The sequence below is a fragment of the Brevundimonas faecalis genome, from assembly GCF_040549405.1.
GTDB classification, from domain to species: domain Bacteria; phylum Pseudomonadota; class Alphaproteobacteria; order Caulobacterales; family Caulobacteraceae; genus Brevundimonas; species Brevundimonas faecalis.
The window spans coordinates 128,685-155,386 of the sequence record NZ_JBEPTF010000003.1; the positions used below are offsets into that span (position 1 = coordinate 128,685).

The 26,702-nt window shown below is 67.5% G+C and carries 23 protein-coding genes; 17 read left to right on the forward strand and 6 right to left on the reverse strand.

Annotation, left to right across the window (positions count from 1 at the left end):
- Positions 1 to 130 precede the first annotated feature (130 nt).
- A complete protein-coding gene (locus tag ABIE19_RS11480; protein ID WP_354089335.1) occupies positions 131 to 2,236 on the reverse strand; it encodes a TonB-dependent receptor domain-containing protein in 2,106 nt (701 codons plus the stop codon).
- A gap of 139 nt (positions 2,237 to 2,375) precedes the next feature.
- Between ABIE19_RS11480 and ABIE19_RS11485 the strand changes: the two genes are divergently transcribed.
- Genes ABIE19_RS11485 through tdh form a run of 4 tightly spaced genes read left to right on the forward strand, consistent with a single transcriptional unit; the run spans position 2,376 to position 5,870 of the window.
- On the forward strand, positions 2,376 to 3,266 hold the full coding sequence (locus ABIE19_RS11485; protein WP_354089336.1) for a DUF4232 domain-containing protein: 891 nt from the start codon (positions 2,376 to 2,378) through the stop codon (positions 3,264 to 3,266).
- 39 nt (positions 3,267 to 3,305) lie between these two features.
- Positions 3,306 to 4,508 carry a glycine C-acetyltransferase gene (locus ABIE19_RS11490; RefSeq protein ID WP_354089337.1) on the forward strand — a complete coding sequence of 401 codons (1,203 nt, stop codon included), beginning with the start codon at positions 3,306 to 3,308 and terminating at the stop codon, positions 4,506 to 4,508.
- Between the two features lie 11 nt (positions 4,509 to 4,519).
- Positions 4,520 to 4,819 (forward strand): barstar family protein, encoded by a 300-nt coding sequence (locus ABIE19_RS11495; protein WP_354089338.1) that lies wholly within the window; start codon positions 4,520 to 4,522, stop codon positions 4,817 to 4,819.
- 4 nt (positions 4,820 to 4,823) lie between these two features.
- Positions 4,824 to 5,870, forward strand: a complete 1,047-nt coding sequence (gene tdh, locus ABIE19_RS11500) for an L-threonine 3-dehydrogenase (RefSeq protein ID WP_435521150.1) — start codon at positions 4,824 to 4,826, stop codon at positions 5,868 to 5,870.
- A 58-nt stretch (positions 5,871 to 5,928) separates the two neighbouring features.
- Here the strand turns inward: tdh and ABIE19_RS11505 are convergent, their stop codons facing one another.
- Positions 5,929 to 8,304: a TonB-dependent receptor gene (locus ABIE19_RS11505; protein WP_354089339.1), complete on the reverse strand. Its 2,376-nt coding sequence runs from the start codon at positions 8,302 to 8,304 to the stop codon at positions 5,929 to 5,931.
- 274 nt (positions 8,305 to 8,578) lie between these two features.
- Here ABIE19_RS11505 and rlmJ point away from each other — a divergent pair, with 274 nt between their 5' ends.
- Complete coding sequence (gene rlmJ, locus ABIE19_RS11510; RefSeq protein WP_354089340.1) at positions 8,579 to 9,400, forward strand: 23S rRNA (adenine(2030)-N(6))-methyltransferase RlmJ; 822 nt, start codon at positions 8,579 to 8,581, stop codon at positions 9,398 to 9,400.
- Here the strand turns inward: rlmJ and ABIE19_RS11515 are convergent.
- The gene (locus ABIE19_RS11515; protein WP_354089341.1) at positions 9,397 to 9,714 is read right to left on the reverse strand and encodes an antibiotic biosynthesis monooxygenase family protein; all 318 of its coding nucleotides are present in this window, start codon (positions 9,712 to 9,714) and stop codon (positions 9,397 to 9,399) included. The genes rlmJ and ABIE19_RS11515 overlap by 4 nt on opposite strands.
- Before the next feature lie 80 nt (positions 9,715 to 9,794).
- Here ABIE19_RS11515 and ABIE19_RS11520 point away from each other — a divergent pair, with 80 nt between their 5' ends.
- Together ABIE19_RS11520 and ABIE19_RS11525 are read left to right on the forward strand one after the other, a co-directional pair.
- On the forward strand, positions 9,795 to 10,526 hold the full coding sequence (locus ABIE19_RS11520; protein ID WP_354089342.1) for a glutamine amidotransferase-related protein: 732 nt from the start codon (positions 9,795 to 9,797) through the stop codon (positions 10,524 to 10,526).
- Between the two features lie 65 nt (positions 10,527 to 10,591).
- Positions 10,592 to 13,081 (forward strand): ATP-binding protein, encoded by a 2,490-nt coding sequence (locus ABIE19_RS11525; protein WP_354089343.1) that lies wholly within the window; start codon positions 10,592 to 10,594, stop codon positions 13,079 to 13,081.
- 42 nt (positions 13,082 to 13,123) lie between these two features.
- On the opposite strand, the gene hemF is transcribed toward ABIE19_RS11525, so the two are convergent.
- Positions 13,124 to 13,978: an oxygen-dependent coproporphyrinogen oxidase gene (gene hemF / locus ABIE19_RS11530; protein WP_354089690.1), complete on the reverse strand. Its 855-nt coding sequence runs from the start codon at positions 13,976 to 13,978 to the stop codon at positions 13,124 to 13,126.
- A gap of 178 nt (positions 13,979 to 14,156) precedes the next feature.
- Between hemF and ABIE19_RS11535 the strand changes: the two genes are divergently transcribed.
- Entirely contained in the window at positions 14,157 to 15,419 is a 1,263-nt protein-coding gene (locus tag ABIE19_RS11535; protein ID WP_354089344.1) for a dipeptidase, read from the forward strand.
- A 3-nt stretch (positions 15,420 to 15,422) separates the two neighbouring features.
- On the opposite strand, the gene ABIE19_RS11540 is transcribed toward ABIE19_RS11535, so the two are convergent.
- A complete protein-coding gene (locus ABIE19_RS11540) occupies positions 15,423 to 16,193 on the reverse strand; it encodes a tRNA1(Val) (adenine(37)-N6)-methyltransferase (protein WP_354089345.1) in 771 nt (256 codons plus the stop codon).
- 102 nt (positions 16,194 to 16,295) lie between these two features.
- Here ABIE19_RS11540 and ABIE19_RS11545 point away from each other — a divergent pair, with 102 nt between their 5' ends.
- Both ABIE19_RS11545 and ABIE19_RS11550 read left to right on the forward strand, forming a co-directional pair.
- A complete protein-coding gene (locus tag ABIE19_RS11545; RefSeq protein ID WP_354089346.1) occupies positions 16,296 to 17,312 on the forward strand; it encodes a polyprenyl synthetase family protein in 1,017 nt (338 codons plus the stop codon).
- Positions 17,312 to 17,728: a hypothetical protein gene (locus tag ABIE19_RS11550; RefSeq protein WP_354089347.1), complete on the forward strand. Its 417-nt coding sequence runs from the start codon at positions 17,312 to 17,314 to the stop codon at positions 17,726 to 17,728. The genes ABIE19_RS11545 and ABIE19_RS11550 overlap by 1 nt, the downstream gene beginning before the upstream one ends.
- A gap of 7 nt (positions 17,729 to 17,735) precedes the next feature.
- On the opposite strand, the gene ABIE19_RS11555 is transcribed toward ABIE19_RS11550, so the two are convergent.
- On the reverse strand, positions 17,736 to 18,941 hold the full coding sequence (locus ABIE19_RS11555; RefSeq protein WP_354089348.1) for a pyridoxal phosphate-dependent aminotransferase: 1,206 nt from the start codon (positions 18,939 to 18,941) through the stop codon (positions 17,736 to 17,738).
- A 121-nt stretch (positions 18,942 to 19,062) separates the two neighbouring features.
- Between ABIE19_RS11555 and ABIE19_RS11560 the strand changes: the two genes are divergently transcribed.
- The 7 genes from ABIE19_RS11560 to rodA all read left to right on the forward strand — a co-directional run bounded on the left by ABIE19_RS11560 (position 19,063) and on the right by rodA (position 26,684).
- Entirely contained in the window at positions 19,063 to 19,785 is a 723-nt protein-coding gene (locus ABIE19_RS11560) for a TVP38/TMEM64 family protein (RefSeq protein WP_354089349.1), read from the forward strand.
- A gap of 19 nt (positions 19,786 to 19,804) precedes the next feature.
- Positions 19,805 to 20,422 carry a glutathione S-transferase family protein gene (locus ABIE19_RS11565; RefSeq protein WP_354089350.1) on the forward strand — a complete coding sequence of 206 codons (618 nt, stop codon included), beginning with the start codon at positions 19,805 to 19,807 and terminating at the stop codon, positions 20,420 to 20,422.
- A 254-nt stretch (positions 20,423 to 20,676) separates the two neighbouring features.
- Positions 20,677 to 21,717: a rod shape-determining protein gene (locus ABIE19_RS11570; RefSeq protein ID WP_354089351.1), complete on the forward strand. Its 1,041-nt coding sequence runs from the start codon at positions 20,677 to 20,679 to the stop codon at positions 21,715 to 21,717.
- Between the two features lie 116 nt (positions 21,718 to 21,833).
- Complete coding sequence (gene mreC / locus ABIE19_RS11575) at positions 21,834 to 23,021, forward strand: rod shape-determining protein MreC (RefSeq protein ID WP_354089352.1); 1,188 nt, start codon at positions 21,834 to 21,836, stop codon at positions 23,019 to 23,021.
- Positions 23,018 to 23,536, forward strand: coding sequence for a hypothetical protein (locus ABIE19_RS11580; protein ID WP_354089353.1), 519 nt, complete (start codon positions 23,018 to 23,020; stop codon positions 23,534 to 23,536). The genes mreC and ABIE19_RS11580 overlap by 4 nt, the downstream gene beginning before the upstream one ends.
- Entirely contained in the window at positions 23,533 to 25,530 is a 1,998-nt protein-coding gene (mrdA, locus tag ABIE19_RS11585; RefSeq protein ID WP_354089354.1) for a penicillin-binding protein 2, read from the forward strand. Before ABIE19_RS11580 ends, mrdA begins: the two co-directional genes overlap by 4 nt.
- The gene (rodA, locus tag ABIE19_RS11590; protein WP_354089355.1) at positions 25,527 to 26,684 is read left to right on the forward strand and encodes a rod shape-determining protein RodA; all 1,158 of its coding nucleotides are present in this window, start codon (positions 25,527 to 25,529) and stop codon (positions 26,682 to 26,684) included. The genes mrdA and rodA overlap by 4 nt, the downstream gene beginning before the upstream one ends.
- The last annotated feature ends 18 nt before the right edge of the window (positions 26,685 to 26,702 follow it).

Genomic DNA, 26,702 nt, shown 5'->3' on the forward strand with positions numbered 1-26,702 from the left:
CCAGACGCCCTTGGATTAAAGGCCTGTAATGACGCGCAAATGTTACAACCGATCCGACATGGGCTCTAACGAGGCAGGGGGCGGAGTCCGTCGGACTCCGCCCCCTGTTTTTTTTCTTGCGGTTGGGAAATCAGAAGCGGGCGCGCACGCCCACGGTCAGGTTCCGGCCACGGAGCGGCGCGGTCTCGGCCAGGAAGGAGGCGTGGTTGAACGCCGTCTCGTCCAGCAGATTGGTCCCGCGCAGGAAGATCTGCGACCGCACCGGCCCCAGGTCGATGTCATAGGCCACGGTGGCGTTGACCATGTCGTAGCCCGGCGTCTCATGCTCGAAAGCGGCGATGTCGGTCTGCTTGAAGGTGCGGCTGTATTCGACGTCGCCCGACCACGGCCCCTGGAAGGCGGCCAGGCGCACGCCCGCCCGCGCCGCCGGGATACGCGGCAGGTTCCCGCCGTCGCCCTTCAACTCGCCCTGGACGTAGTCGCCGAAGACCGTGCCCGACAGCCACGGCGTGAACCGCTGGGTCAACTCGCCCTCGACGCCGGTGAAGGTCGCGTCGGCCTGACTGTAGCGGATCAGGCGGAAGTCCTCGTACTGATCCAAGGTTCGGGCGAAGATGTAATCGTCATAGACGTAATGATAGGCGCTGACCGAGCCCGTCAGGGCGCCCGAGGTCTTGCGCAGGGTCAGTTCGATCGAGTTGGCGGTTTCGACGTCCAGCTTGGCGTCGCCGATCTCATAGGTGTTGGTCGCCAGGTGGACGCCGTCGGCATACAGTTCCTGGGCCGAGGGCGCGCGTTGCGAGCGCGACAGCGACAGGGCACCCGACCAGCCGGGGGTGAAGTGCCACACTGCCGAGCCGGAGATGGAGAAGGGCTTGTGCTCCGTGTCGGGCAGGCCGACGGCCGAGGCTTCCTGCCATTCCTGACGCAGGGCGCCTTCCAGGTGCCATAGGCCGATCTCGTATTCTTCCATCACGAACAGGCCGGTGTTCTTGGTCGTGCTGGGGGCCAGGAAGCTCTCCTCGCCGACGGCGGCGAAGTCGCTCTTGCTCAGTTGCAGGCCGACGACGCCCTTGAAGCCGCCGATCGGCTTGTGCTGGACCTCCAGGCGGCCGTCGTAGCCCTGGTTGGTGAAGGTGGTCGAGACGACGCCTTCCTCCAGTTCGCTGTGTTCATAGTCGGTGTAGCCGGCGCGCAGGCGAATGTTCTCGACGCCCGCCATGGGATCGCGAAGCTCGCCGCGCAGGTCGACGCGCCGGCTCTTCAGCCGAACCTCCGGTGCGGCATGGTCATGATCGCCCTCATGATCATGGTCCCCGTCGCCATGGTCATGGTCGCCGTCGTCGTGACCGTGGCCCCCGCAGTGCAGATGATCGCCATGCGGGTGGCAGCCCTCGTATTCATGGGTATGGCCCGCCAGGCCATAGCGGCTGGTCTGTTCGGTATAGGCGGCGCCCAGATAGCCGCGCGATCCGATCCAGGAGGCGCCCAGCGTCGCCGTCGAGGTCTCGTTGTAGGAGCCGTCCAAGCGCGGCTCGTCCCAGCCCGGAACCTTGTAGTCGTCCGACTTGCGTGCGGCCGCCTCGACGCGGACGGCGAAGTTTCCGGCGCCGACCGTCAGGCCGACCACGCCGGCTTCCTCGTTGTCGACCGAGCCGCGACGGTATTCGGCCACGCCCTCGCCGCCGTTGGCCGGGACGCGGGTCGGGATCTTCTTGTCCAGCAGGTTGACCGCGCCGCCGATGGCGCCGCCGCCGTAGAGCAGGGCCGCCGGGCCACGCAGGATCTCGACGCCTTCCAGCAGCAGGGGCTCGCCGCTGACGGCGTGGTCGGGCGAGACTTCAGAGGCGTCCATCAGGCCGGCGCCCTCGCTCAGCACCTTGACGCGCGGGGAGGTCTGGCCGCGCACCACCGGGCGGCTGGCGCCGCCGCCGAAGGTGTCTGAGTTGACGCCGGGAATGCTGCTCAGGGTGTCGCCCAGGGTCGATTGGCGCCGGTGAACCAGGTCGTCGCCGCCTAGCAGGGCGACGTGCGAGCCGACGTCGTCGCCCGCGCGGCCCAGGGGCAGGGCGCGCACCACCACGTCCTCGACCTCATAGGCGGCCTGGTCGCGGGGCGTGTGGTCGTGCGGGTCGCCTGTCCGTTGTTGCGCCGCGTCCTGGGCCATGGCGGGCGCGCAAAGTCCCGATAGGGTCGCCGCGCCGGCGGCGGTCAGCAGAAGGCTCCGAAGGTTCATCTCACGCGTCCCCGTACAATGATGAGGTGTGTGATATGTTATAGTATATCATTACGCAACCGCTCAGTTGCGCTCTTTTCAAAAGCGGAGCCTTTTGACCTCCGTCGGCGTTCGGGTGACTGCTGTCGGGAGGGAGCCGATGATGATCCGATCCGCCGTCGCCTTGATGTCTTGCGCCCTGGCCTTGGGGGCCTGCTCGCGGGAAGCGCCGCCTGAACCCAAGGGGCCGATCCAGGCTTCGGAAACGCGCGACGCCGCCGCCGTCGGCTATGCCTGCGAAAGCGGCAAGACCATCGCCGTGGCCTATCCCGACGCCCAGACGGCGCGGCTGGCCTACGACGGACGCGACTACGTCCTGACCAGTTCAAGCGCGGCCAGCGGCGCCCTCTATGCAGGACAGGGGCTGGAGTGGCGCACGGTCAGCCGCGAGGGGCTGGAGGCGGCGACCCTCAGTCGGCCTGGCCCGGGAGATCAGGCGGGCGGCGCCGTGATCGAGCGATGCAGCCGTCCGGTTTCCGCCCTGGCGCCCGCGCCGACGGGTTCGGATCGTCCCGTCTCCGATCTACGGCCCTGTTCGGCGGCCGATCTTCGCCTGACGATAGAGGGAGGCGACGCCGGGGCGGGCAACCGCGTCACCACCCTGGGCCTGCGCAATGCGGGGATCGAGGCGTGCAGCTTGGCCGGCTATCCGACCGTGACCCTGGCTGACGCTCAGGATCGCGTCCTGACGTCGGTGAAGGCGGTTCAGGCGCCGGGGAATTACTTCTCAAAGGGAGGCGGCCCTACGCCGGTCGCCCTGCCGCCGGGCGGCAAGGCTTGGTTCGACCTGGCCTGGAACGTCATTCCTCATGAATCCGAGGGGGAAACCGTCTGTCCCGACGCCCGCACCCTGCGCCTGACGACCCCGGCAGATGCGGCTGTAGCCAGCCTGTCGATGGCTCTGACGCCGTGCGGGAGGCAAATTCGTGTCAGCCCCTTCAGGCCAGTTTCGGACGACGCAGCCGCTCCTGCCTCCGACCCTGCAAACTAGGGGTTCAAACCTGCCCGGATTCAGCGTAGCGGAGCAAACATGACCCAAGACACGAATCCAGCCTTTTATGATCGCGTCGCCGCCGAGTTGGCGGACATCGACGCCCAGGGGCTGACCAAGCCCGAACGCGTCATCGCCTCGCGCCAGGGGCCGGTGATTTCGGTCAACGGGCGAGAGGTGCTGAACTTCTGCGCCAACAACTACCTGGGCCTGGCGGGCGACGAGCGCGTGACTCAGGCTGGGATCAAGGCCCAGGAGAAATGGGGCGCGGGCACGGCCTCGGTCCGCTTCATCTGCGGCACGCTGGAAATCCACAAGGAACTGGAACGCGCCATCGCCGACTATCTCGGCTTTGAGGACACGATCCTGTTCGCCGCCGCCTTCGACGCCAACGGCGGCATTTTCGAGCCCCTGTTCGGCGAAGACGACGCCATCATCTCCGACAGCCTGAACCATGCCTCCATCATCGACGGCGTGCGCCTGTGCAAGGCCAAGCGCTATCGCTTCGCCAATTCGGACATGGCCGATCTGGAAGCCAAGCTGAAGGAGGCGCGGGCCGCCGGGGCGCGCGACATCATCATCGCCACCGACGGCGCCTTCTCGATGGACGGCTATATCGGCAAGATCGATCAGATCCGCGCCCTGGCCGACCGGTACGGCGCCCTGATCATGGTCGACGACTGCCATGCGACCGGCTTCCTGGGAACGAAGGGCAGAGGGTCGTTCGCCCACTGCGGCGTCCAGGTCGACTTCGTCACAGGCACCTTCGGCAAGGCTCTGGGCGGCGCCATGGGCGGCTTCATCTGCGCCCGGTCGAACGTCGTGGCTCTGCTGAAGCAACGGGCACGACCCTATCTCTTCTCCAACGCCCTGGCGCCCGCCGTCTGCGGATCGTCGCTGGAGGCCATCCGCATCGCCGCGGGCGATGAGGGCGATAAGCTGCGGACGCAACTGTTCGCCAACGCCGCGCGCTTCCGTGCGGCCATGACGGCGGCGGGCTTCGACCTGCTGCCGGGCGAGCACCCGATCATCCCGGTTATGCTGGGCGACGCCAAGCTGGCGCAGGACATGGCGGCGCGGATGCTGGAACTGGGCGTCTACGTCATCGGCTTCAGCTTCCCCGTGGTGCCGCGTGGTCAGGCCCGCATCCGCACCCAAATGTCGGCGGCCCATACCTTTGAACAGATCGACGCCGCCGTGGCCGCCTTCACACAGGCGGGCAGGGAACTGGGCGTCATCTGACGGAGGCGGGCGTGGAAGTCGTGTTCGACGGTCGTCGCATTCGCAGCCGTGATGACTTCTATGCCGAGATCGAACGGATCGAGGGCGTGCCGGATTGGTTCGGGCGCAACCTGGACGCCCTGTTCGATCTGGTTCTGGCGGTCCTTCCAGGGCCTCTGACGATCCGTTGGACCCATGCCGAGGCGTCGGCCGAGGCCATGGGGGCGGACTTCGGTGTTGTCGTCGGCGTCTTGCGGGACGCCGAGGGCGAATCGAAATCGGAATTCAAACTGCGCCTGTGCAAGGGCGCGACAACCGCGTTTAGGGAGTAAGCCGATGGCTGACATGATGAAGGCCCTGGCCAAGACGAAACCGGCCGAGGGGCTGGAGCTGATCGACGCCCCCATTCCCGTGGCGGGCGACGAGGACGTGCTGATCAAGGTGCACCGCACCGCCGTCTGCGGCACCGACATCCACATCTGGAACTGGGACGAATGGTCCCAGAAGAACGTGCCGGTGCCGATGATCACCGGGCACGAGTTTTCGGGCGAGATTGTCGCCATCGGCAAGGATGTGGATCGTCGTCTGAAGGTCGGTCAGCGCGTCTCGGCCGAGGGTCACGTCATCGACCTGAACTCCGAAGCAGCCCGCGCCGGTCACTTCCATCTGGACCCCGACACGCGCGGCATCGGCGTGAACCGCCAGGGCGCCTTCGCAGAATACGTCGTGGCTCCGGCCTTCAACGTCATCGAACTGCCCGACGATGTCCCCTATGAGATCGGCTCGATCCTGGACCCGTTCGGCAACGCCGTGCACACGGCGCAGCAGTTTGACCTGCTGGGCGAGGACGTGCTGGTCACGGGCGCCGGGCCGATCGGCATGATGGCCGCCGCCGTCGCGCGTCACGCGGGCGCCCGCACCGTGGTCCTGACCGACATCAACGACTTTCGTCTGGAACTGGCCCAGAAGGTCGCCCCCGGCATCCGCGCGGTGAACACCACCAAGGAAGACCTGCGCGACGTCATGCATGAGCTGGGCCTGAAGGTCGGCTTCGACGTGGCGCTGGAGATGTCGGGCTCGCCCATCGCCTTCAAGCAATGCGTCGACACCCTGATCATGGGCGGGGGCATGGCCATGCTGGGCATTCCCAGCAAGCCGATGGAGACCGACTGGGGCGCCATCATCCTGAAGGCGCTGACCATCAAGGGCGTCTATGGCCGCGAGATGTTCACCACCTGGCGCAAGATGCTGGGTCTGCTGAAGGCTGGCCTGGACCTGACGCCCCTGATCACCCACCAGATGCCCTATAAGGACTTCGAGGCGGGCTTCGAGGCCATGAAGTCGGGCAAGTCCGGCAAGGTCGTCCTGAACTGGGCCGACTGAGGTCTTCGTGATTGAAAGCAAAGGCCCCTCGTCGGCAAGGCGAGGGGCCTTTGTCGTTCTAGTACCGCGCGCGCAGGGTCAGGCCCAGGGTGCGCGGATCGCCGGGATTGCCGATGACCAGGCCGGAATTGCCGGACTGGACGCTGACGAACTGCAGATAGTCCTGGTCCAGGGCGTTCTTGATCCAGACGAAGGCCTCCCAGCCGTTGTCGGCGCGGAAGCCGGCGCGCAGATTGAGCAGGGCGTAGCCCTCGATCTCGGTGTAGCGGGAAACCGAGGCGTCGGAGTTGTAGGTCGAGCGGTAGCTGGCGTCCGCGCCGCCGAAGAACTCGCCCGCCAGCCCCAGGAACCCGCCGCGGGCGCGCGCCTCGCCGCCGATGGAGGCCGCCCAGGGCGAGACGCCGGGCAGGTTTTCGCCGGACAGGTCGCAGGCGACGGTTGAGGCGCCGATGCGCTCAAGCGGGCAGGGGCCGTTGGCGAAGGAATCATACTGCGCGTCGGTCCAGGCCAGGTTGGCGTAGAGGTCCAGGTTCGGGGTTGGGCGGGCGAAGGCGTCCAACTCCACGCCCTGGATCACCACCTTCTCGGCGTTGGCCAGATAGCCGCGCAGGGCGCCCGGGCCGCTGTCGACGACATTGGCCTGAAAATCCTCCACGTCGGTGCGATAGGCGGCCAGGTTGGCGGTCAGGCGGCGACCGAAGCTCTGGGTCTTGAGGCCCAGTTCCCAGGTGGTCACGACCTCGGGTTTGACGACGGCGTTGGTCAGGGCGGGCTGACCGTTCGGCAGGTTGGGGATGCCCGCCATGTTGATCCCGCCGGACTTGTAGCCCCGCGCGACGCCACCATAGGCGAGAATGTCGGGCGCCACGTCCCAGGCCAGGGAGATCTGGCCCGACAGGTCGTCGTCCGACAGGTCGGCGGCGTAGGCCTGAGGCCGCGCCACGCCCAGGCGGCGAGAGATCAGGGTCGCGTCCGTGGTCTGAAGGCCGCCGGCGACCCGTGCTTCATACCAGCCGGACTTTTCTTCCTTGGTGTAGCGGAGGCCGGGGGTCAGGTGCAGGCGGTCGGTGATGTTCCAGGTGACCTGACCGAAGACGGCGTAGGAGTCCGTTTCGATCCGGCTGTCGTTGTAGACGGTGTAGCCGTCGAGCAGGGCGGCGGGCAGGTTGGGGGCCAGCAGCCAATGGACGGCGTGCTTGCCGTATTCGGTGACGCCGTGAGTCTCCACCGCCTGATGGAAGGCGTAGAGGCCGACGGTCCAGTCGATGCGGCCGGTTCCGTTGGAGGACAGGCGCAGTTCCTGGCTCCACTGGTCCTGCCATGAGGGATTGGCCGACTGACGCGTGATGTCCAGGGCGGTGTAATCGCGGTCGTTCTTGGGCCCCCAGTCCCAGCTTCGCCAGGCCGTAACGGAGGTCAGCGTGCCCCAGCCCAGGTCGTAGTCGATCACGGCCGAGACGCCCCGATGGATCTGATCGGCCTGAATGGCGCTGTCGACGTCGGCCAGCCGGGAATAGGGATTGGCGCTGGGCGGGGCATAGCCCAGGCCGGCGGCCAGGGCGGGGAACTGCTGGGCGGCCGGCTTCAATGTCGGGCCGTAGGTCACATAGACCTGGGTGCAGCAGTCGGGTGTAAGGTCGGCGTAGTCGGCCGAGAGGCGCAGGCTGAGTCTGTCGTTGGCCCGGAACAGCAGTTGGCCGCGCAGGCTGATCGAATCCTGCGAGTTCTGCTTTTCGCCCGTGGTCACATTGTCCAGCACGCCGTCGCGGCGGGTGGAGACGATGGAGAACCGGCCCGCCAGTCGGTCGGCGAGGATGGGGCCGGAGAAGGTGGCCTTGGCCTGCAGGAAGCCGTAGTCGCCGATGCTGAGCTCGGCCTGTCCTTCCGGCGTGAAGGAGGGCGCGCGGGTGGTGATGTTCAGGGCGCCCGCCGTGGTGTTCTTGCCGAACAGGGTGCCCTGCGGACCGCGCAGAATCTCGATCCGGTCCAGATCGACGAAGTCCAGGGTCGCGGTCGCCGGGCGGCCGTAATAGACCTGATCCACATAGATGCCGACGCCCTGTTCCAGACCGTCGTTGGCCAGGCCGTAGCTGGCGCCGAGGCCCCGGATGGTGACGGCCGTGTTGCGCGGGTTGGAGGACAGCAGCTGGACGCTGGGCGCCAGCTGAGTCACCTGGGCGATGTTGTAGGCGCCGGTCCGGTCAAGAAGCTCCTCGTTCACGACGGTCAGGGCGATGGGCACGTCCTGGGCGCGCTCGTCCCGGCGACGAGCGGTGACGACGATGTCGCCGACACTGGCGACCACGGGGGCCGAGCCTGGGCGAACCTGTTCTTCCTCAGCGTGAGCTGCGGAGGCCAGGCCGGAAACGACGCAGGCGGCCGACGCCGTGGTCAGCAGGAGCCGACGGATGAACGGATGCGCGCTTGTGGACATTTTCCCCTCCTGAGCAGGTGCAGCAAGGCCGGAGTTGGTCAGGGCGGCGGTGTTCGGGCAATCGACGTTCTTCTAAATTAACGAATAGAAAATCTATCATCTGCGACTCCAGTGTGCCGTAACGTCGAAGTTAGAGCGGGATGTAGGGGTGGTATCGGATAGAAAATATGCCCTATCGCTACGCGACGTGGTGGTTGCGCTTCTCGGGAAGGGAAGTCGGCGTCGCCGCCGTCATTCGGCTTGACCCCGAACCTCAGGCGGGGGACGAGCAGGGATGAACTATCGTCACAGCTTTCACGCCGGAAACTTCGCGGACCTGGTCAAGCACGCCCTGGTGCTGTGGCTGCTGAAGGAACGGCAGGAGCGGGGGCCGGTCACGGTCATCGACACCCATGCAGGTGCGGGTCTGTACGATCTGTCGGGCGACGCCGTGCGGTCGAAGGAGGCCGAAGCGGGCGTGGCGCGGTTGATGACGGCGGCGAACCGTCCGCCGCTGATCGAGGCCCTGGCCGCCGAGGTCGCGGCCCTGAATCCTGAGGGCGGGGTCCGCTTCTATCCGGGGTCGCCCGTCCTGATCGCGCGGGCGCTGCTGAGCGACGACCGCTATCTGGGCTTTGAGTTCAACCCGCCTGTTCAGGCCATGCTGTCCGAGGCCCTGACCGACTGGCCCGCCGCCGAGGGACGCGCGGGCGACGGCTATGTCGAGGCCTTGAAGGCGGCTAGGGCGGTCAAGGGGCCGCTGGTCCTGATCGACCCGCCGTTCGAGCGGCCCGACGACTATGTGCGCTCGGCCGAGACCGCCGCCGCCATCCTGCGCCATGACCGCACTGCGACGGTCGCGATCTGGACGCCGCTGAAGGACATGGAGACCTTCGACGGCTTCATCCGGCGCCTGGAAGAGGCCAGGGTCGGCCGCGTGCTGGTGGCCGAGGCGCGCCTGCGGCCGCTGAACAATCCGATGAAGATGAACGGCTGCACCATGACGGTGGTCAATCCGCCCTCAGGCGCGGAGGCCGCAGCGGCCGAAATCTGCGGCTGGACGGCTGCGACCCTGGGCGACGCGGGCGCGCGGGCCGAGGTCTGGCGCGCCGGCTAGGCTTCCACCACTTCGCCGGGTTCGTAGAGGTGCGGCTCGAAGGTGGCGATGGCCAGGATGGGGCCCATGGCGTTCACCACCTGGGGATGGCGGGTCATGGCCTTCCAGTGAGCGGCGTCGGTCCAGACGGCGTGGTTGGCCACGACGCGTCCGTTCAGCCCCCGATGCAGGACGCCGGAGACGAAACCGGGCAGGCCGCGCTGCACCTGGGCCAGGGCGGTCAGATGCTCCAGCAACTCGTCCTGGCGACGGGCGTCGCACTTGAAGATGTTGATCAGGACGACGGGAGAAGCGTCGTTCGTCTCGACGGACATGGGCGGCCCTCGTTGCAATCCGGCGACTTCTACCCCAATCCATGGGCGGACGCCTCCTCCTCCCGTCGGAAAACGCTGCAATGACCCGTATCGCTATTCTCGAGACCGGCCATCCGCCTGAACACCTGCGCGACGCCTTCGACGACTATCCGGCGCGTTTCCGTTATCTGCTGGGAGAGAACGTGCCGACCACGCGGTTCGACGTGCAATCGGGGCATCTGCCGGACGACCCCTCCATCTTCACCGGCGCCATCGTCACCGGGTCCGCGGCAGGGGTCTATGACGATCTGCCTTGGATACAGCCCCTGGTGGAATGGCTTCAGGCGGCGCGAGGGCGGACGCGGCTGCTGGGCATCTGCTTCGGGCACCAGGTCCTGGCGCACGCCTTCGGCGGCAAGGTGGAGAAGTCGCACAAGGGCTGGGGCGTCGGCCTGCACCGCTACGACGTGGTCGGCCGCGAGCCCTGGATGCACCCGCGCGCCGCCAGCATCGCCATTCCGGTGTCGCATCAGGACCAGGTGGTGGCGGTGTCAGAGGACGCCCGCGTGATCGCCTCCAGCGCCTTCACTCCCTATGCCGGCCTGGCCTGGGGCGAGGACGCCCTGAGCTTCCAGTGCCATCCGGAGTTCCAACCGGCCTATGCGGCGGCCCTGATCGAGGGGCGCCGAGGGCATCGGATTCCGCACGACCTGGCGGACGAGGCCCTGCTGAGCCTGGAAGGGGCGAATGATCGGTCGGTGCTGACGGCCTGGATCCGGGCCTTCCTGTTGCTGACCCCGCCGCCGGTCGAAAGCGACGGCAGCGGCATCTAACCGTCCGTCGATAAGTCTTGCGCAACTTCTGACGTGGCATGGTCGGGCGTCAATTCGGATGCGCCATGTCGCCGTTTAAAGTCGCGGTCTTCGCGCTCGCCCTGCTGTCCTTTCCCGTCGCCGTTCAGGCGCAGCCGGATGCTGCGTCCGCCGATCTGGCGCGGGTGGTCGAGGAGCGGGCCGCAAGCACCAATTTCCAGGACCTGGAGGCCTTCGGCGAGGTGGCGGCGCGCAGGCGCGACCGCGAAGGTCTGAACCGCATCTATCATGTGACCTGGATATTCCTGAACCAGGGCGAGTTCGAGAAGGCGGGCTATTGGAACCGCCGCCTGGCCGAGCGGGCGCAGGCGTTGGGCGACAGGCGCTATGTCGAAATCGCCAAGCTGAACGACCTGACCCTCCGTTATGATCAGGGCGAGCGCGGCGTCGAGATCGAGATGCGGCGCATGATGCAGGGCGGCGTCGACTGGTTCGTCCGCGCCCATGCGACGCGTCTGGTGGCGCTCAGCCTGATGGACCAGGATCGGATCGGGGAGGGGCTGAGGCTGCTGACCCAGGTCGAGGCCGATATTCCCGACGAGGATCCCTACGCCAAGATCGCCCATGCGGGACTATGGGAGGTGACGGGCATGGGGTTGATGACCCTGAACGACGTCGAGGGCGCCACGGCGGCCTTCCGCCGGTTCGAGATTGAATACTCCAACCCCAGCTATCCGCGCCCGGACTTCGACAGCCTCTACAACCTGACCCGCATGGCGCTGCAGGTCGGGGATCTGGCGCAGGCGCAGCATTATTTCGAGGCCCACAGGCGGCTGAGCGAACGCGCAGGATTGGACAATCTGAAGGTCTTCGACGCGGCTCTGTGCGCCCATGTCGCCTATGCCCGGCGAGAGTATCAGGCTGTCCTGGCCTGTCTGGCGCCCTATGGCGAGGAACTGACCTCTGCGACCTTCCTGGCGCTGGACGCCCTGCCGTTACGGGCGGTGGCGCGGGCGCGGACCGGCGATCTGGATGGAGCGCGGGCTGACCTTGATCGGTTGATCCCGTTGGAGCGGAAGGAAGAGGCGCAGTCCTATTCGCCGCTTGTGCAGGCGGAGATCCTGTTCGCCTCGGGTCAGGAAGGCGAAGCCTATGAGGTGTTGCGCACCTATCAGACGGCGCGCGAGCAGCATGTGGCCCGACGCTACAGCGCCGGCATCCGGCAGGTCACGGGCGACATCCAGGAACAGCTTCAACGTCGTCGGGAGCAACTGGAGACGGCGCGGGCCAACACCGAACTGCAGCGGACGGTGATCCGCTGGCAGAACTGGATCGTCGGCATCGCCGTGGTCTTCGTCCTGTCGGCCCTGGCGACCCTGCTGTGGCAAAGGCGACAGGCGCGGCAACTGAGCGTGGCCCGCAGGCGGGCCGAAGACGCCAACCGCGCCAAGAGCGAGTTCCTGGCGAACATGAGCCACGAAATCCGCACGCCCCTGAACGGGGTGGTGGCCATGGCCGACGCCCTTTCCCGTCGATCGATGGCGCCGGAAGAGCACGACATGATCGAGACCATCCGGTCGTCGGGCGTGACGCTGGAGCGGTTGCTGTCCGACATTCTCGACACGGCCCGGATCGAGTCGGGCCAAGTAACCATTGAGCATGCGCCCTTCCATCTGGGGCGGGCCGTGCGGGACGTGGCCGCCCTATGGCGCTTGCCGGCCGAGGAAAAGGGCGTCGAGGTGCGGGTCGAGGTCGATCCCATGCTGGACCGGGCGGTCATGGGCGACGCCGTGCGCGTACGACAGGTCCTGACCAACCTGGTCAGCAATGCCCTGAAGTTCACATCGAGAGGCGAGATCGTCCTGAAGGCCGAAGCGGGTGAGGAAGGCCAGGTCCGCTTCACCGTCGTCGACACCGGGGTGGGCTTCGACCAGGAACAGAAGGACCGCATCTTCGGCCGCTTCCAGCAGGCGGACGGGTCGATCACGCGTCGTTATGGCGGGACCGGGCTCGGGTTGGCCATCTCTCGCGACCTTGTGGAACTGATGGGCGGGGTGCTGGAGGCCGAGAGCGAGCCGGGGCGGGGCTCATGCTTCTGGTTCGACATACCCTTGCCGCCAGTCAAGGCGGCCGATCCTGAAGCCGAGGTCGCGCCGTCAGGCGAAGTCGTGCGCGAGCGGCCGCTGCGGGTGCTTCTGGCCGACGATCATCCGGCCAACCGCAAGGTGATCGAGGTCATGCTGTCGGCCACGGCCATGGAGCTTGTGGCGGTCGAGGACGGCGCCCAGGCGACGGCAGCCTTCGCCAAGGACGCGTTCGACCTAGTGTTGATGGACATGCAGATGCCTGTCATGGACGGCCTGACCGCCACGGCCGCCATCCGGACCTTCGAGCAGGAGAACGGTCGAGACCGCACCCCGATCCTGATGCTGACGGCCAACGCCATGGCCGAACATGTCGCGGCAGGCCGGGCGGCAGGCGCGGACGGCCATCTGACCAAGCCCTTGACCATGGCCGTCCTATTCGCGGCGATCGAACGCGTCCTGTCCGGCGAAGACAAGGAAGAGGTCGCCTGAAGCGTCAGGCTGCGGGGTTGATCCCGGAACGAAGATTTCGTCTCAGGGCCACTTCACCACGGGCGGCATGGAACTGAGGATCGACTCGACGTTGCCGCCGGTCTTCAGCCCGAACATGGTGCCGCGGTCGTAGAGCAGGTTGAACTCGACGTAGCGGCCGCGCCGGATCAGTTGCTCTTCGCGTTCTTCAGGCGTCCAGGCCTCGGTCATGCGGCCGGCGACGATCCTGGAATAGACGTCCAGGAAGGCCTTGCCGATGTCCTGGGTGAAGGCGAAGTCGCGTTCCCAATCGCCGCTGTCGTGGTGGTCGTAGAAGACGCCGCCGGTGCCGCGTGGCTCGTTGCGGTGCGGCAGGAAGAAGTACTCGTCGCACCACTGCTTGTACTTGGCGTGCCATGACGGGTCATGAGCGTCGCAGGCGCCCTTCATCGCGGCGTGGAAGGCCAGGGTGTCGGGATGGTCGTCGCGCCGGTCCGCGTCCAGCACGGGCGTCAGATCGCCGCCGCCGCCGAACCAGGTCTTGGTGGTCGAAATCAGGCGGGTGTTCATGTGCACGGCCGGCACGCGGGGGCTGACCGGGTGACAGATCAGGCTGATGCCGGTGGCGTAGAAGCGCGGGTCTTCCTCGGCGCCCGGGACGTTTTTCGCATAGTCGGCTGGGAAGGTTCCGTGGACGGTCGAACAGTGAACCCCGACCTTTTCGAACAGGCGGCCGTGCATCATGCCCATGACGCCGCCGCCGCCCTCCTTACGGTCCCAGGGGGTGCGGACGAAACGGCCGGGTTCGCCGGGGAAGAGTTCGGCGGGGGCGGCGTCCTCCAGGGCTTCGAAGCCTGCATGGATCTGATCGCGCAAGGTCTCGAACCAGGCGCGGGCGCGTTCGCGTTGTTCGACCATGGGGGCGGGGGTCTCTTGGATCATCAGGGCTTCAACCATGACGGGCGGCCTTTGTGAACAGGGCGGGATGCGCGCTTCATGCCGGTTTCGGCGAAACTCGGCCTTGATCCAGATCAGACCCGGTTCCCATGAGGTTCCGGCTGTGCAAGCGTGGCCGCTTCAGTTCAGAGGGGACACCATGATCCGCACCGCCTTGCTCGCCGCCGTTTCGCTCGCCGTCCTGAGCGGACCCGCCCTGGCTCAATCGCAGGCGGACGAGGCGCGCGTGCTGCAGATCCTGCGTCGTACGCCCTTGATCGACGGGCACAACGACCTACCGTGGGCCCTGCGCCAAGGGTTCGGCAACGACCCCTATCGCGTCGATCTGACGACCAATCTGGCGGCGACGACGCGTCTGCACACCGACATTCCCCGCATGCGCGCAGGCGGGGTCGGGGGCCAGTTCTGGTCCGTCTACGTGCCCGCGAGCATGGAGCCGGTCGAGGCGGCCAAGGCCACCTTCGAACAGATCGACACGGTAAAGCGTATCGTCGCCGCGCATCCGACCGTCTTCGAGATCGCCACGACCGCCGACGACATCGCCCGCATCCATAAAGCAGGCCGCATCGCCAGCCTGATCGGCATGGAGGGCGGCTACTCCATCGACGATTCCCTGGGCCTGCTGCGCGAGTTCTATGATTCGGGCGCGCGCTACATGACCCTGACCCATTCCAAGACCACGACCTGGGCCGACAGCGCCACGGACGCGCCGAAGTGGGGCGGCCTGTCGCCCTTCGGCGAACAGGTGGTCAAGGAGATGAACCGCCTGGGCATGATGGTGGACCTGAGCCATGTATCGGAAGACACCATGGTCGACGCCATTCGCGTCTCGACCGCCCCCGTCATCTTCTCGCACTCGTCGGCGCGGGCGGTGACCGCCCATCCGCGCAACGTGCCCGACGCCGTGCTGCGCATGGTTCCGCAGAATGGAGGCATCGTCATGGTGACCTTCGTGCCGGGCTTCATCAGCGAGAAGGTTCGCGCCTGGGGCGCCGGTCGCGCGGCCGAGGATTCGCGCCTGAAGAGCCTGAACCCGGGCGACCCCGATGCGGTGAAGGCCGGGCTTGCGGCCTGGGAGGCGGCCAATCCGGCGCCGAACGCGACCCTCGAGGATGTGGTGGCCCATATCCAGCATGTCCGCGACGTGGCCGGGATCGATCACGTGGGCCTGGGCGGCGATTTCGACGGAGTGGGCAGCCTGCCGGTCGGCGTGGACGGGGTGGACGCTTATCCGCGCATCCTGGCGGAACTGATGCGTCGGGGCTGGACCGAGGCGGACATCCGCAAGATCTCGGGCGAGAACCTGCTGCGGGTCATGCGCGGCGTCGAACAGGCCGCCACGGCGCGTCGCGGCGATCGCCCCAACCTGGCGCAACTGCCCAACGACGGCGCGCCGGAATAGGCGTCACCAGGTCAGGGAGGCCTCGCCCCTGAGGATGGCTTCAGCCTCGGGCGTGTGCTTGGCGCCTGAGCGGTCATGCAGGATCAGCGGGGGCAGGAGGCGCAGGGGGGCCTTCCCGGTCTTGATCGCCTGGACCAGCACCCGCTTGGCCGGTTGGTCGGCGTAGGGGTGGACGGGGCGGATGGCGAAGGAGCCTGCCTTGTCGCCCAGCAGGGCCAGCAGGTCGGCCAGGCGGTCGGCGCGATGGATGACCACGATCCGTCCGCCTTCACGCACGGCCTTCAGCAGGAAGCCGGTCCAGGCCGCCAGGCCGTCGTCCGCCATCCAGGCGCCCCGCTTGCCTGGCGCGGGCGCGCGCAGGGCGCCCGCGTCGTCGAAGAAGGGCGGATTGCTGACCGCCCAGTCGAAGGGCGGCAGGTCCAGGGCGCGAAACCCCTGCGCCACATCGCCGCTGATGACGGCGGTCCTGTCGGCGACGGCGTTCAGGACGGCGTTTTCCCGAGCCAGCTCTGCGGCGACGGGATCGCGCTCCAGTCCCGTCAGGGCGACGCCCGGACATCGAGCCGCGACCTGCATCAGGACCGCGCCCGCGCCGCAGCCTGCTTCGATCAGGCGTTCGCCGGGTTTGGCCCCGACCGCGGCGGCCAGAAGGGCGGCGTCCATGCCCGCGCGATAGCCCTTGACCGGTTGGCGCAGGCGGACGCGTCCGCCCAGCAGGGCGGATTCCGCTACATCGGCGGCGACAGTAGGGGATGACCCGGCTTGACCCGTCATGACGCCGCCACCATTGTGCGCCGCATCGCGTTCGGGCAAGCGGACGCGTGTGGAATTCCGGGCGAATCCTCCCCTTTCGCCCCTGTGTTGAAAGAGATTTTCGTGGACGCAGCTCTCGCCGTCGCTTCCCGGCCCAAAGGCGATGTCGACGCCCTGGTCCGTCTGGCCAAGGACGACATGGCGGCGGTCGACGCCCTGATCATCGCCCGCATGCAGTCCGACGTGCCGGTGATTCCCCTGCTGGCCGAGCATCTGGTGTCTGCGGGCGGCAAGCGTCTGCGTCCGCTGCTGACCGTCGCCGCCGCGCGGGCCGTGGGCGCCGCCGACGACATCCTGGGCGCGCGCAAGCTGGCCGCCTCGGTCGAGTTCATCCACACCGCCACCCTGTTGCACGACGACATCGTCGACGGCTCCGAAATGCGACGCGGCAAGGTGGCGGCCCACCTGATCTGGGGCTCGGCCTCTTCGGTCCTGGTCGGCGACTTCCTGTTCGCGCGGGCCTTCGAACTGATGGTCGAGACCGATTCCCTGCGCGCCCTGGGCATCTTGGCCAAGGCGTCGAGCGTCATCGCCGAGGGCGAGGTCCTGCAACTGACCCGGGCGCACGACCTGAACCTGGACCGCGACACCTATCTGCAGATCATCCGCGCCAAGACGGCCGAGCTGTTCGCCGCCGCCGCCGAATCGGGCGCGGTCGGGGCGGGGGCTTCGGATCGCCAGGTGGCGGCTATGCGAGACTACGGCATGGCTCTGGGCATCGCCTTCCAACTGGCGGACGACGCCCTGGACTACGGCAGCGACACGGCCACCCTGGGCAAGAACGCCGGCGACGACTTCAACGAGGGCAAGGCGACCCTGCCGCTGCTGCTGGCTGTCCAGCGCACCAAGGGGATCGAGGACATGTTCTGGGATCGGGTCATCACCAAGGGCGACCGCAAGCCCGAGGACTTCGCCCGCGCCCGCGAACTCATCCTGGGCAGCGGGGCGGTCGCCGCCACACTGGACGCCGCCGGTGACTATGCCGACCAGGCCAAGGCGGCGCTGTCGATCCTGTCGGATAGCCCCTGGCGCCGGGCGCTGGAAGACCTGGCCGACTTCGCCGTCAGTCGAGCGGCCTGATGTCCGTCGCGGTGATCCTGGCGGGCATGCTGGCGGTCGCCGCTCCGCAGGACGCGCCGCGATTCACCTTGCGACCTGAGCCGGGCGACGCGCTGAAGGCGGAACTGTTCCGTCTGGCGCCCGGCGATCCCGCCGTGCAGGCGCGCGCCCTGCTGGACGGCGAAGAGGCGAGGGCGGAGGATTTCGAGACGCGGGTCACCGGACCCCTGGTCATGCTGTACCGACGCGCTGTCGGGCCGGTCGGCGGCATGGTGCTGTACGCCGCGCCGAACAAGGGGATCGCCGTGGACGCCGCCTGCCTGCTGACGCGCAATCCAGGCGGGACGCATGACAATTCGCACCGCGCGACCGACTGGTGCCTGTCCTTCGTGCTGAAGACGGCGCCGACGTTGAACATTCCGCCGGCGCCGCTTTAGGCGGTTCCTATTTCAGGCTGGCGCAGAAGCGCTGGATGCGCGTGCAGCCTTCTTCCAGCACGGCTTCCGACGTGGCGTAGCTGATACGGAAGTAGGGGCTGAGGCCGAAGGCCGCGCCCTGGACCACGGCCACGCCCTCGGCGTTAAGCAGTTCCGCCGTGAAGACCTCGTCGTCGGTGATGACCACGCCCGAGGGCGCCGTCTTGCCGATCAGGCCCTCGATCGACGGATAGACGTAGAAGGCGCCTTCCGGCGTGGGGCAGCGCACGCCCGTCGCCTGGTTCAGCATGGACACGACCAGGTCGCGACGACGTTCGAAGGCCCCGGCGCGCTCGGCCAGGAAGTCCTGCGGGCCGTTCAGGGCCTCGACAGCGGCCCATTGGCTGATCGACGACGGGTTGGAGGTCGTCTGGCTGGCCACCTTGCGCATCAGATCGATCAGCGGCTTGGGGCCGCCCGCATAGCCGATGCGCCAACCGGTCATGGCGTAGGCCTTGGACACGCCGTTGCAGGTCAAGGTGCGGTCGTAGAGATCGGGAGCCACCTGGGCGATGGTGACATAGTCGAAGTCGCCGTAGACGAGGTGCTCATACATGTCGTCGGTCAGGATCCAGACCTGCGGGTGCTTGCGCAGCACCTCGGCCAGGGCTTCCAACTCGGCGCGGGTATAGGCGGCGCCGGTCGGGTTGGACGGCGAGTTGAGGATCAGCCACTTGGTCTTGGGCGTGATGGCGGCGTCCAGAACCTCGGGACGCAGCTTGAAGCCGTCGGCTTCCTCGCCGATCACGGTCACGGGTTCGCCGCCGGCCAGCAGCACCATGTCCGGGTAAGAGACCCAGTAGGGCGCCGGCACGATGACCTCGTCGCCGGGGTTCAGCGTGGCCACGAAGGCGTTGTAGATCACCGGCTTGCCGCCCGAGGCGACGTGGATCTGGTTGGTTTCGTACTTCAGGCTGTTTTCGCGGGCGAACTTGGCGACGATAGCGGCCTTCAGTTCGGGCATGCCGTCGGCGTCGGTGTACTTGGTCTCGCCGCGGTTGATGGCCTCGACGGCCGCCGCCTTGATGTTGTCCGGGGTGTCGAAGTCCGGCTCTCCGGCGCCCAGGCCGATCACGTCGCGGCCTTCGCGTTTCAGTTCACGGGCCCGGGCGGTCACGGCCAGGGTGGCCGAAGGCTTGACGCGAGCGAGGGCGGAGGACTGAAGGCTGGACATGTCTATCCCGTCTGGTGGATGTGGTGAGAGCCGGGGAGGCGAGGCTTGATACGCAACCCCGGGGCGGCGCACAATGTTTGTGCGCCTGCTTGGCGATCAAAAGGCGATTTGGGCGAAATTCATGCGGCGGATCGTCGATTTTCTGCTGAATATGGAGGCCAAGCGGTGGCGGACCCTGGCGGTCAGTCTGCTGCTGCTGGCGGGAATCATCGCCCTGTTCGCCTTCGGCAAGAGCCACCTGACCCTGGGCGCCGAGGAAAGGCTGGAGGCTTGGCTGGCCGGGTATCGGGTCGGGCCATGGGGCTTGGTCGCGGCGATCGCTGTCTTCACCGTTTCGGCCTTCCTGGGCGTGCCGCAGTTCATACTGATCGCCGCCTGCGTCGTGGCCTTCGGGCCCTGGTATGGTTTCCTCTACAGCTGGATCGCTACCGTAGCCTCGGCGGCCGTCACCTATTGGCTGGGGCGAGGGCCGACGGCGCGGGCGCTGGAACGGTTCGGCGGCGGGGCCGTGCAGAAGCTGCAGCGCTTCGTCGGGCGCAACGCCTTCACCGCCAGCTTCATCATCCGCAATGTTCCCTCCGCGCCCTTCATCGTGGTCAACATGGCCTTCGGGGCGGTGCGGGCTTCGTTTCCCGGCTATCTGGCGGGCTGCGCCCTGGGCGTCCTGCCCAAGACGGCCCTGGTGGCCTTCTTCGGCGGCTCCTTCATGGCGGCGGTCAGCGGAGACGGGGTATGGACGTCGCTGATCCTGGCGGGCGTGGCCGTGGTCTGGCTGGCGCTGATGATGGCGGTTCGCGAATGGATCAAGCGCCGGGAGGCGGCGCGCGACCTGACCCTGGATTGATCGAGCACGGAGAAAGACGATGCTGAAACTGTATTACTCGCCCGGCGCCTGCGCCCTGGCCTCGCACGTGGCCCTTGAGGAGGCGGGGGCGACCTATGAATTGCACAAGATCGATCTGCGCCAGGGGCAGCAGAAGACGCCGGAATATCTGGCGATCAATCCGGCGGGCGTGACCCCGGCCCTGGCGACGGACCAGGGCGTGATCACCCAGAACGTGGCCATCCTGACCTATGTGGCCCAGACCCATCCCCAGGCCGGTCTGGTCGATTTCGACGATTCCTTCGCCTTCGCGCGGATGCAGGCCTTCAACGCCTGGATGGCGTCGTCCCTGCACCCGGCCATCGGCAAGGCGCTGTTCTCCAGGCCGCCGCTGGAAGGCGCGGCGCGGGACGAGGCGATAGAGCAGGCCCTGGCCAAGTACGACCTGGCCGAGCAGCACCTGTTCGTCGGTCCCTGGGCCCTGGGTGAAAACCATTCGGCCACGGATGGTTATCTGATTGTCTTCACGCGCTGGGCGCGGCAGGCCGGCCTGCTGGACGCCGGACGTTTCCCGCGTCTCAACGCCCATCTGGACAAGGTCCAGGCCCGGCCCGCCGTGGCGCGCGTGCTGGAGGTCGAGGGGCTGACGGCGGTCTGATCGCCGCCGACCCGCAAGCGGGGCCGGAAAGCTTGGGCGGACAGCCTTCAAAGCCTTGCCGTGACAAGGCTGTGATCGGGTTGTCATCGGCGCTTGCAATCGGCTCCGCATGCGGGCAAACGGGCCTCTAGTCGGCCGGGCGAGGACGATCAGGACAGCTTTGCGTTTCGGCGCGGAGCGGGGGAAGGGCGTCGCCACTGCGGACGAAAAAATCTCACGCCCTTGCAGGCCCGAACAAGCGGTAACCGACGCCCATGCTTTCACCCCTCTTCGGCATGATCTCCAATGACATCGCGATGGATCTGGGGACGGCTAACACCCTGATCTACATGCGCGGCAAGGGGATCGTCCTGAACGAGCCGTCCGTCGTGGCCCTGCGCAACGTCGGCGGCCGCAAGATCGTCCACGCCGTGGGCTTGGAGGCCAAGCAGATGCTGGGCCGAACGCCTGGCCACATGGAAGCCATCCGTCCGATGCGCGACGGGGTCATCGCCGACTTCGAAGTCGCCGAAGAGATGATCAAGCACTTCATCCGCAAGGTTCATAACCGCAAGGGCTTCGTGAACCCCAAGATGATCGTCTGCGTCCCCTCGGGTGCCACGGCCGTCGAGCGTCGCGCCATCAATGATTCCTGCCTGAACGCCTCGGCCCGCCGCGTCGGCCTGATCGACGAGCCCATGGCCGCCGCCATCGGCGCCGGTCTGCCGATCCACGAGCCGACCGGCTCGATGGTCGTCGACATCGGCGGCGGCACGACCGAGGTCGCTGTCCTGTCGCTGTCGGGCATCGTCTATTCGCGTTCGGTCCGCGTCGGCGGCGACATGATGGACGACGCCATCATCAGCTACATGCGCCGCAACCATAACCTGCTGATCGGCGAAACCACCGCCGAGCGCATCAAGAAGGACATCGGCACCGCCCGCATCCCGGCCGACGGCGAAGGCCTGTCGATCGAGGTCAAGGGCCGCGACCTGATGCAGGGCGTGCCGCGCGAAGTGAAGATGAGCGAGCGTCAGGCCGCAGAGGCCTTGGCCGAGCCGGTGTCGCAGATCGTCGAGGCCGTGAAGGTCGCCCTGGAGGCCACGCCGCCGGAACTGGCCGCCGACATCGCCGACAAGGGCATCATGCTGACGGGCGGCGGCGCCTTGCTGCGCGGCCTGGACGCCGAGATCCGCGACCACACGGGCCTGCCGGTCCAGGTGGCCGACGATCCGCTGTCCTGCGTCGCCATCGGCTGCGGCAAGGTGCTGGAGCACCCGTCGTGGATGAAGGGCGTCCTCGAGTCGTCGCTCTGAGGCTGATCAGCCTGTCGTGACCGCCGGTTTCCGCGGGAATCGGTTATTGCGATAGGCTCTCGCTTATCGGTGGGCGGCGTCCCGCCGATCCCGAACCTCTAGCAGGAAGGCTGGCCGTGGCGTTTCGCGACGGACCGTTCGAGAATCTGAAGGTGCCGCTGGCCTGGACGGCCGCGGTCGTCGTCGTCGTCGGCGTGGCGGGGGCGATCCTTCTGCTGGCCGGCGAACGTGGCGGTCCCGCACGCGACCCTGGCCTGGCGCCGGTCCGGGCGGGCTTCGACGCGGGAGCGGCGCCGGTCGGCGGCGTTCTGGCCGCGCCCGTGCGCTGGACCGGCGACGCGGTCGACTACGTCAAGGGCTACTTCTTCGCCGTCTCCGAGAACCGCCGCCTGCGCCAGGAGATCGTCGAACTGAACGCCTGGCGCGACGAGGCGATCGCGCTGAAGAACCTCAACGCCCGCTATGAACAGATGCTGGGCGTGAAGACCGAGCCGCCCATTTCCATGGTCACGGGCGTGGCCATTTCCGATGCGCGCGGCCCCTTCGCGCGGGCGCGTCTGGTGAACCTGGGCGCCGGCAAGGGCGTGAAGGTCGGCAATCCGGTGTTGAGCGAACACGGCCTGGTCGGCCGCATCGTCGGCGTCGCTCCGGGCGCCAGCCGCATGCTGTTGCTGACCGACGTGGCCTCGCGGACCCCGGTCCTGGTCGAACGCACTGACGCGCGCGCCATGTTGACCGGCGACGGCAGCGGCAGTCCGCGCCTGGACTATGTGCGCGGCCAGGGATCGGTGCAGGAAGGCGACCGCGTCCTGACGTCCGGCGACGGCGGGGGCTTCCCGCGCGGCCTGCCTGTCGGCGTGGTGGCCAAGGGCGTGGACGGCAGCTGGCGCGTCAAGCTGTTCAGCGACCGCACGGCCATCGACTATGTCCGCGTCCTGCTGTTCCAGGACTTCGGCCAACTGGCGGACCAGAACGCCTTGAACGCGGCGCCTCTGGCCGGCCTAGGCACCGCGCCTTCGCCGACGCCTCAGCAGGCGGCCGCGATCCAGGACGTGGCCACACGCCGCGCCGCCGCAGCAGCCGCTACGGCCGAACGCGTGCGAGCCGCCAACGCCGTTCCGCCGCCGGTCGCCGCTCCTGTCGCGACTCAACCGGCTGCGACCCAACCCGCCGCCGCTCAGCCGCGCGCGACCTCGCCCCGACCCGCTGCGGCGCGCCCGGCGCCCGCACGGCCCGCTGCGACTCCGCCTGCGGAACCTGTGCAGCCGACGACCGACACGCCCACGCCGGGAGGCCCGGAGTGAGGCGCGCGATCACGGTCCGCGTCGTCGGCCCGATGCAGTGGATCGTCTATCCCGCCCTGGCGGCCGTTGCGGCGACCATTCTCCTGGCCACGCCGCTTCAGCTTTTCGGCCTGAGCCTGCCCGAGCCGGTCTTTCCTCTGGTGCTGGCCTTCGCCTGGCCCCTGATCCGGCCTTCCATGCTGGCGCCGGCGGTGCTGTTCGGCCTGGGGCTGTTCCTCGACCTGTTCTGGGGCGGGCCTTTGGGCCTGTGGGCGCTGAGCCTGATGGCCGTCTACGGGGTCATCCTGCTGGCGGCCAAGTTCCTGGCGGGGCAGGCGACCATCGTCCTGTTCGCCCTCTACGCCGCTTCGACGGGACTGGCCTTTATTCTGGTCTATCTGGTCACCATCATGCTGACGGGCAATGCGCCTAGCATACTGGCCGTCCTGGGGCAGGTGGCGCCGACACTGCTGCTCTTCCCCCTGGCCGACTGGCTGATGGAACGGTTTGACGATACGGACGTGCGGTTCCGATGAGCAGCGAACCCCATATCTTCTTCTCGGACGTCAATGAGCGGCAGGGATCCTTCCTGCGGCGCACCATGCTGTTGGGCGGGGCCACGGTGATCGGGGGGATCGCCCTGGTCGGGCGTCTGGCCCAGTTGCAGATATTCCAAGCCGAGGAATATGCGACCCTCGCCACCAAGAACCAGTTCAACTTCCGCTTGGTCCCGCCGCCGCGCGGCCTGATCAAGGACCGCAACGGGGTCGTCGTCGCCGGGAACCGGCCTAGCTTCCGCGTCCTGGTCGTGCGCGACGAAACCAAGGATCTGGACCAGACGCTGGACCTCCTGGGACAGCTTCTGCCGGACACCCTGGAACGGCGGCGCACCATCATCCGCGAGGTCAACGCTGCGCCGCGTTTCTCGCCCGTTCCGGTCAAGAGCGACCTGAGCTGGGAGGAGTTCTCCAAGGTCAATCTGCACGCCGCCGAACTGCCCGGCGTCATGGCCGACATGAACGAGGCCCGCTACTACCCCTTCGGCGGCGCCTACGCCCACTTGGTGGGCTATGTGGCCAAGGTGTCGGATCGCGACGTCAAGGCGATCCGAGACAAGGGCGAGGAGCCGCCCTCCATTCTGTTCAACCCCGGTTTCCGCATCGGTCGTCAGGGTCTTGAGAAGGCGCTGGATCAGGATCTGCGGGGCGTGGCGGGCGGCAACCGGGTCGAGGTGGACGCGCGCGGCCGAGTGGTCGCCGAGGACGCAGCGGGTTCGCGCCCGGCGGTCCAGGGGTCGGAAGTCGTGCTGACCATCGACAACGACGTGCAGCAGCGCGCGCTGGAGGTCTTCGGCGAGGAAGCCGGAAGCTGCGTCGTCATGGACATCCGCAACGGCGACATCCTGGCCATGGTGTCGTCGCCGTCCTTCGATCCCAACCTGTTCGTCTCGGGCGTGCCGTCGAGCGTCTATCGCGCCCTGGCCGATTATGAGCGCAGGCCGCTGACCGATAAGGCACTGAGCGGCACCTTCGCGCCGGGGTCGACCTTCAAGCCGATCGTCGGCCTGGCGGCGATGAAGCGGGGCGTGGACCCCAGCCGTCGCATCGTCTGCAACGGCAGCTTCTATCTCGGCAGACGCTTCGCCTGCCTGGGACGGCACGGGGCGGTGGACCTGCGCGGCGCGATCAAGGCCTCCTGCAACGTCTACTTCATGACCCTGGCGACCGAGATGGGGCCCGACGCCATCGCAGAGACGGCGCGCGACATGGGCTTCGGCCAGACCTACGACATCGGCATTCCCGGTCAGAGGGCGGGGCTGGTGCCGGATCGTGAATGGCGCCGCAAGAATCCGGTGCGCGGCGACGGCAAGTGGTATCCGGGCGAGACGCCCAGCTACGGCATCGGGCAGGGCGCCCTGACGGTCAACGCCCTGCAACTGGCGGTCTACACCTCCCGGATCGCCAATGGCGCGAAGGCGGTGACGCCGCGTCTGGTCAAGTCGATTGGCGGCGTGGAGCAACAGGGCGGCGCCTTCGCCGACCTGCCCTTTGCGCCGGACCTGCTGAAGGTGCTGCGCGACGGGATGGAGGCCGTGACGGCCGCCGGCGGCACTGGCTTCCGCAACAGCCAGCTCGGCCTGGGCGCCGTCCGCATGGCCGGCAAGACCGGCACGGCTCAGGCTCGGAACTACGGCGCCGGATCGCGCAAGGGCGCGGGGCGTCCCTGGTCCCAGAAGGACCACAACCTGTTCATCGCCTATGCGCCGACGGACAATCCTCGCTACGCCGTCTCGGTCATCGTCCAGCATGGCGGCCTGGGCGGCGGCACGGCCGGCGCTCCTCGCGCCCGCGAAGTGATGAAGGTGGCCCTGCTGAAGGATCCGGAAATCCGCGCCCGCATCGAGCAGGCGGGCTTCGAAGCGCCCGAAGACGCCGGGGCCCGCGAGGCCGAGGCGCGCGGCGCCGCCGACCCCATCGAGGCGCCTACGGTCGAACCGGTCGCGCCGCCCCCGCCGGAGGTCGCAGGATGACCGCTTCCGCCCTGACCCGTCCCGGCGAACGGGACCGCCTGTCGAGCAAGATCGCCGAACTGGACTGGCGGGTGATCGGCCTGCTCTGCATCCTGGCCGGCATCGGCACGGCCATGCTCTATTCGATCGCTGGCGGCCATTGGTCGCCATGGGCGTGGAAGCATCTGCTGCGCTTCGGCGTTCTGCTGGTCGCCATGATCGGCATGGCCATGATCCATCCCAAGTGGTGGTTCCGGACGGCCTATCCCCTTTACGGGCTCCTGCTGTTCCTGGTCCTGCTGATCGAGTTCACGCCCCTGGGCTATACGGCGGGGGGCGCCAAGAACTGGTTGAACCTGGGCTTCATCCGCATCCAGCCAGCCGAGTTCATGAAGATCGGCCTCGTCCTGGCTTTGGCGCGTTGGTACCACAGCCACTCGGCTCAGGACGCGCGCTGGTCGTGGAAGCTGTTGATCCCGGCCGGGATGATCGGTCTGCCCTTCCTCCTGGTCGCCAAGCAGCCGGACCTGGGATCGGCCATGGTCATCGGCCTGACGGGGGCGGCGATCATGTTCATGGCGGGGCTGAGCTGGCGCGTCATCGCGGCGGCAGGCGCGGCGGCGGTGGCGATCATTCCCCCCTTCGTCATGTTCGTGATGCACGACTATCAGCGCAACCGGGTCCTGACCTTCCTCAACCCCGAAGCCGATCCTTCCGGCACCGGCTACAACATCATCCAGTCCAAGATCGCCCTGGGATCGGGCGGCTTGATGGGCAAGGGATACGGTCTGGGCAGCCAGAGCCAGCTGGAGTTCCTGCCGGAACGGCACACCGACTTCATCTTCTCGACCGTGTCGGAAGAGTTCGGCTTCATGGGCTCCTTCACCGTCCTGGCCTGCTACATCGCCCTGATCCTGATCTCCCTGCGCATCGCCTCCCTGTCGCATAGTCACTTCGGGCGCATCAGCGCGGCGGGCATGACGGCCTTCCTGGCCATCTTCATCCTGGTCAACGGGGCGATGGTCATGGGCCTGGCGCCGGTCGTGGGCGTGCCCATGCCGCTGCTCTCCTATGGCGGTTCGACCATGATGACGGTGATGGTGGGCTTCGGCCTGATCCTGTCGATGCGGGTGCACCGCTATGTCGAACTGCCGAAGGGGCAGGGCCTGTTCTAGGCACGGTCGGGGAGCGTA

Excerpts from the sequence above, each read along its gene's own strand:
- ABIE19_RS11480 (WP_354089335.1), bottom strand. The coding sequence starts at position 2,236 with ATGAACCTTCGGAGCCTTCTGCTGACCGCCGCCGGCGCGGCGACCCTA.
- ABIE19_RS11485 (WP_354089336.1), top strand. The coding sequence starts at position 2,376 with ATGATGATCCGATCCGCCGTCGCCTTGATGTCTTGCGCCCTGGCCTTG.
- ABIE19_RS11490 (WP_354089337.1), top strand. The coding sequence starts at position 3,306 with ATGACCCAAGACACGAATCCAGCCTTTTATGATCGCGTCGCCGCCGAG.
- tdh (WP_435521150.1), top strand. The coding sequence starts at position 4,824 with ATGGCTGACATGATGAAGGCCCTGGCCAAGACGAAACCGGCCGAGGGG.
- ABIE19_RS11505 (WP_354089339.1), bottom strand. The coding sequence starts at position 8,304 with ATGTCCACAAGCGCGCATCCGTTCATCCGTCGGCTCCTGCTGACCACG.
- rlmJ (WP_354089340.1), top strand. The coding sequence starts at position 8,579 with ATGAACTATCGTCACAGCTTTCACGCCGGAAACTTCGCGGACCTGGTC.
- ABIE19_RS11515 (WP_354089341.1), bottom strand. The coding sequence starts at position 9,714 with ATGTCCGTCGAGACGAACGACGCTTCTCCCGTCGTCCTGATCAACATC.
- ABIE19_RS11520 (WP_354089342.1), top strand. The coding sequence starts at position 9,795 with ATGACCCGTATCGCTATTCTCGAGACCGGCCATCCGCCTGAACACCTG.
- ABIE19_RS11525 (WP_354089343.1), top strand. The coding sequence starts at position 10,592 with ATGTCGCCGTTTAAAGTCGCGGTCTTCGCGCTCGCCCTGCTGTCCTTT.
- hemF (WP_354089690.1), bottom strand. The coding sequence starts at position 13,978 with ATGGTCGAACAACGCGAACGCGCCCGCGCCTGGTTCGAGACCTTGCGC.
- ABIE19_RS11535 (WP_354089344.1), top strand. The coding sequence starts at position 14,157 with ATGATCCGCACCGCCTTGCTCGCCGCCGTTTCGCTCGCCGTCCTGAGC.
- ABIE19_RS11540 (WP_354089345.1), bottom strand. The coding sequence starts at position 16,193 with ATGACGGGTCAAGCCGGGTCATCCCCTACTGTCGCCGCCGATGTAGCG.
- ABIE19_RS11550 (WP_354089347.1), top strand. The coding sequence starts at position 17,312 with ATGTCCGTCGCGGTGATCCTGGCGGGCATGCTGGCGGTCGCCGCTCCG.
- ABIE19_RS11555 (WP_354089348.1), bottom strand. The coding sequence starts at position 18,941 with ATGTCCAGCCTTCAGTCCTCCGCCCTCGCTCGCGTCAAGCCTTCGGCC.
- ABIE19_RS11560 (WP_354089349.1), top strand. The coding sequence starts at position 19,063 with ATGCGGCGGATCGTCGATTTTCTGCTGAATATGGAGGCCAAGCGGTGG.
- ABIE19_RS11565 (WP_354089350.1), top strand. The coding sequence starts at position 19,805 with ATGCTGAAACTGTATTACTCGCCCGGCGCCTGCGCCCTGGCCTCGCAC.
- ABIE19_RS11570 (WP_354089351.1), top strand. The coding sequence starts at position 20,677 with ATGCTTTCACCCCTCTTCGGCATGATCTCCAATGACATCGCGATGGAT.
- mrdA (WP_354089354.1), top strand. The coding sequence starts at position 23,533 with ATGAGCAGCGAACCCCATATCTTCTTCTCGGACGTCAATGAGCGGCAG.
- rodA (WP_354089355.1), top strand. The coding sequence starts at position 25,527 with ATGACCGCTTCCGCCCTGACCCGTCCCGGCGAACGGGACCGCCTGTCG.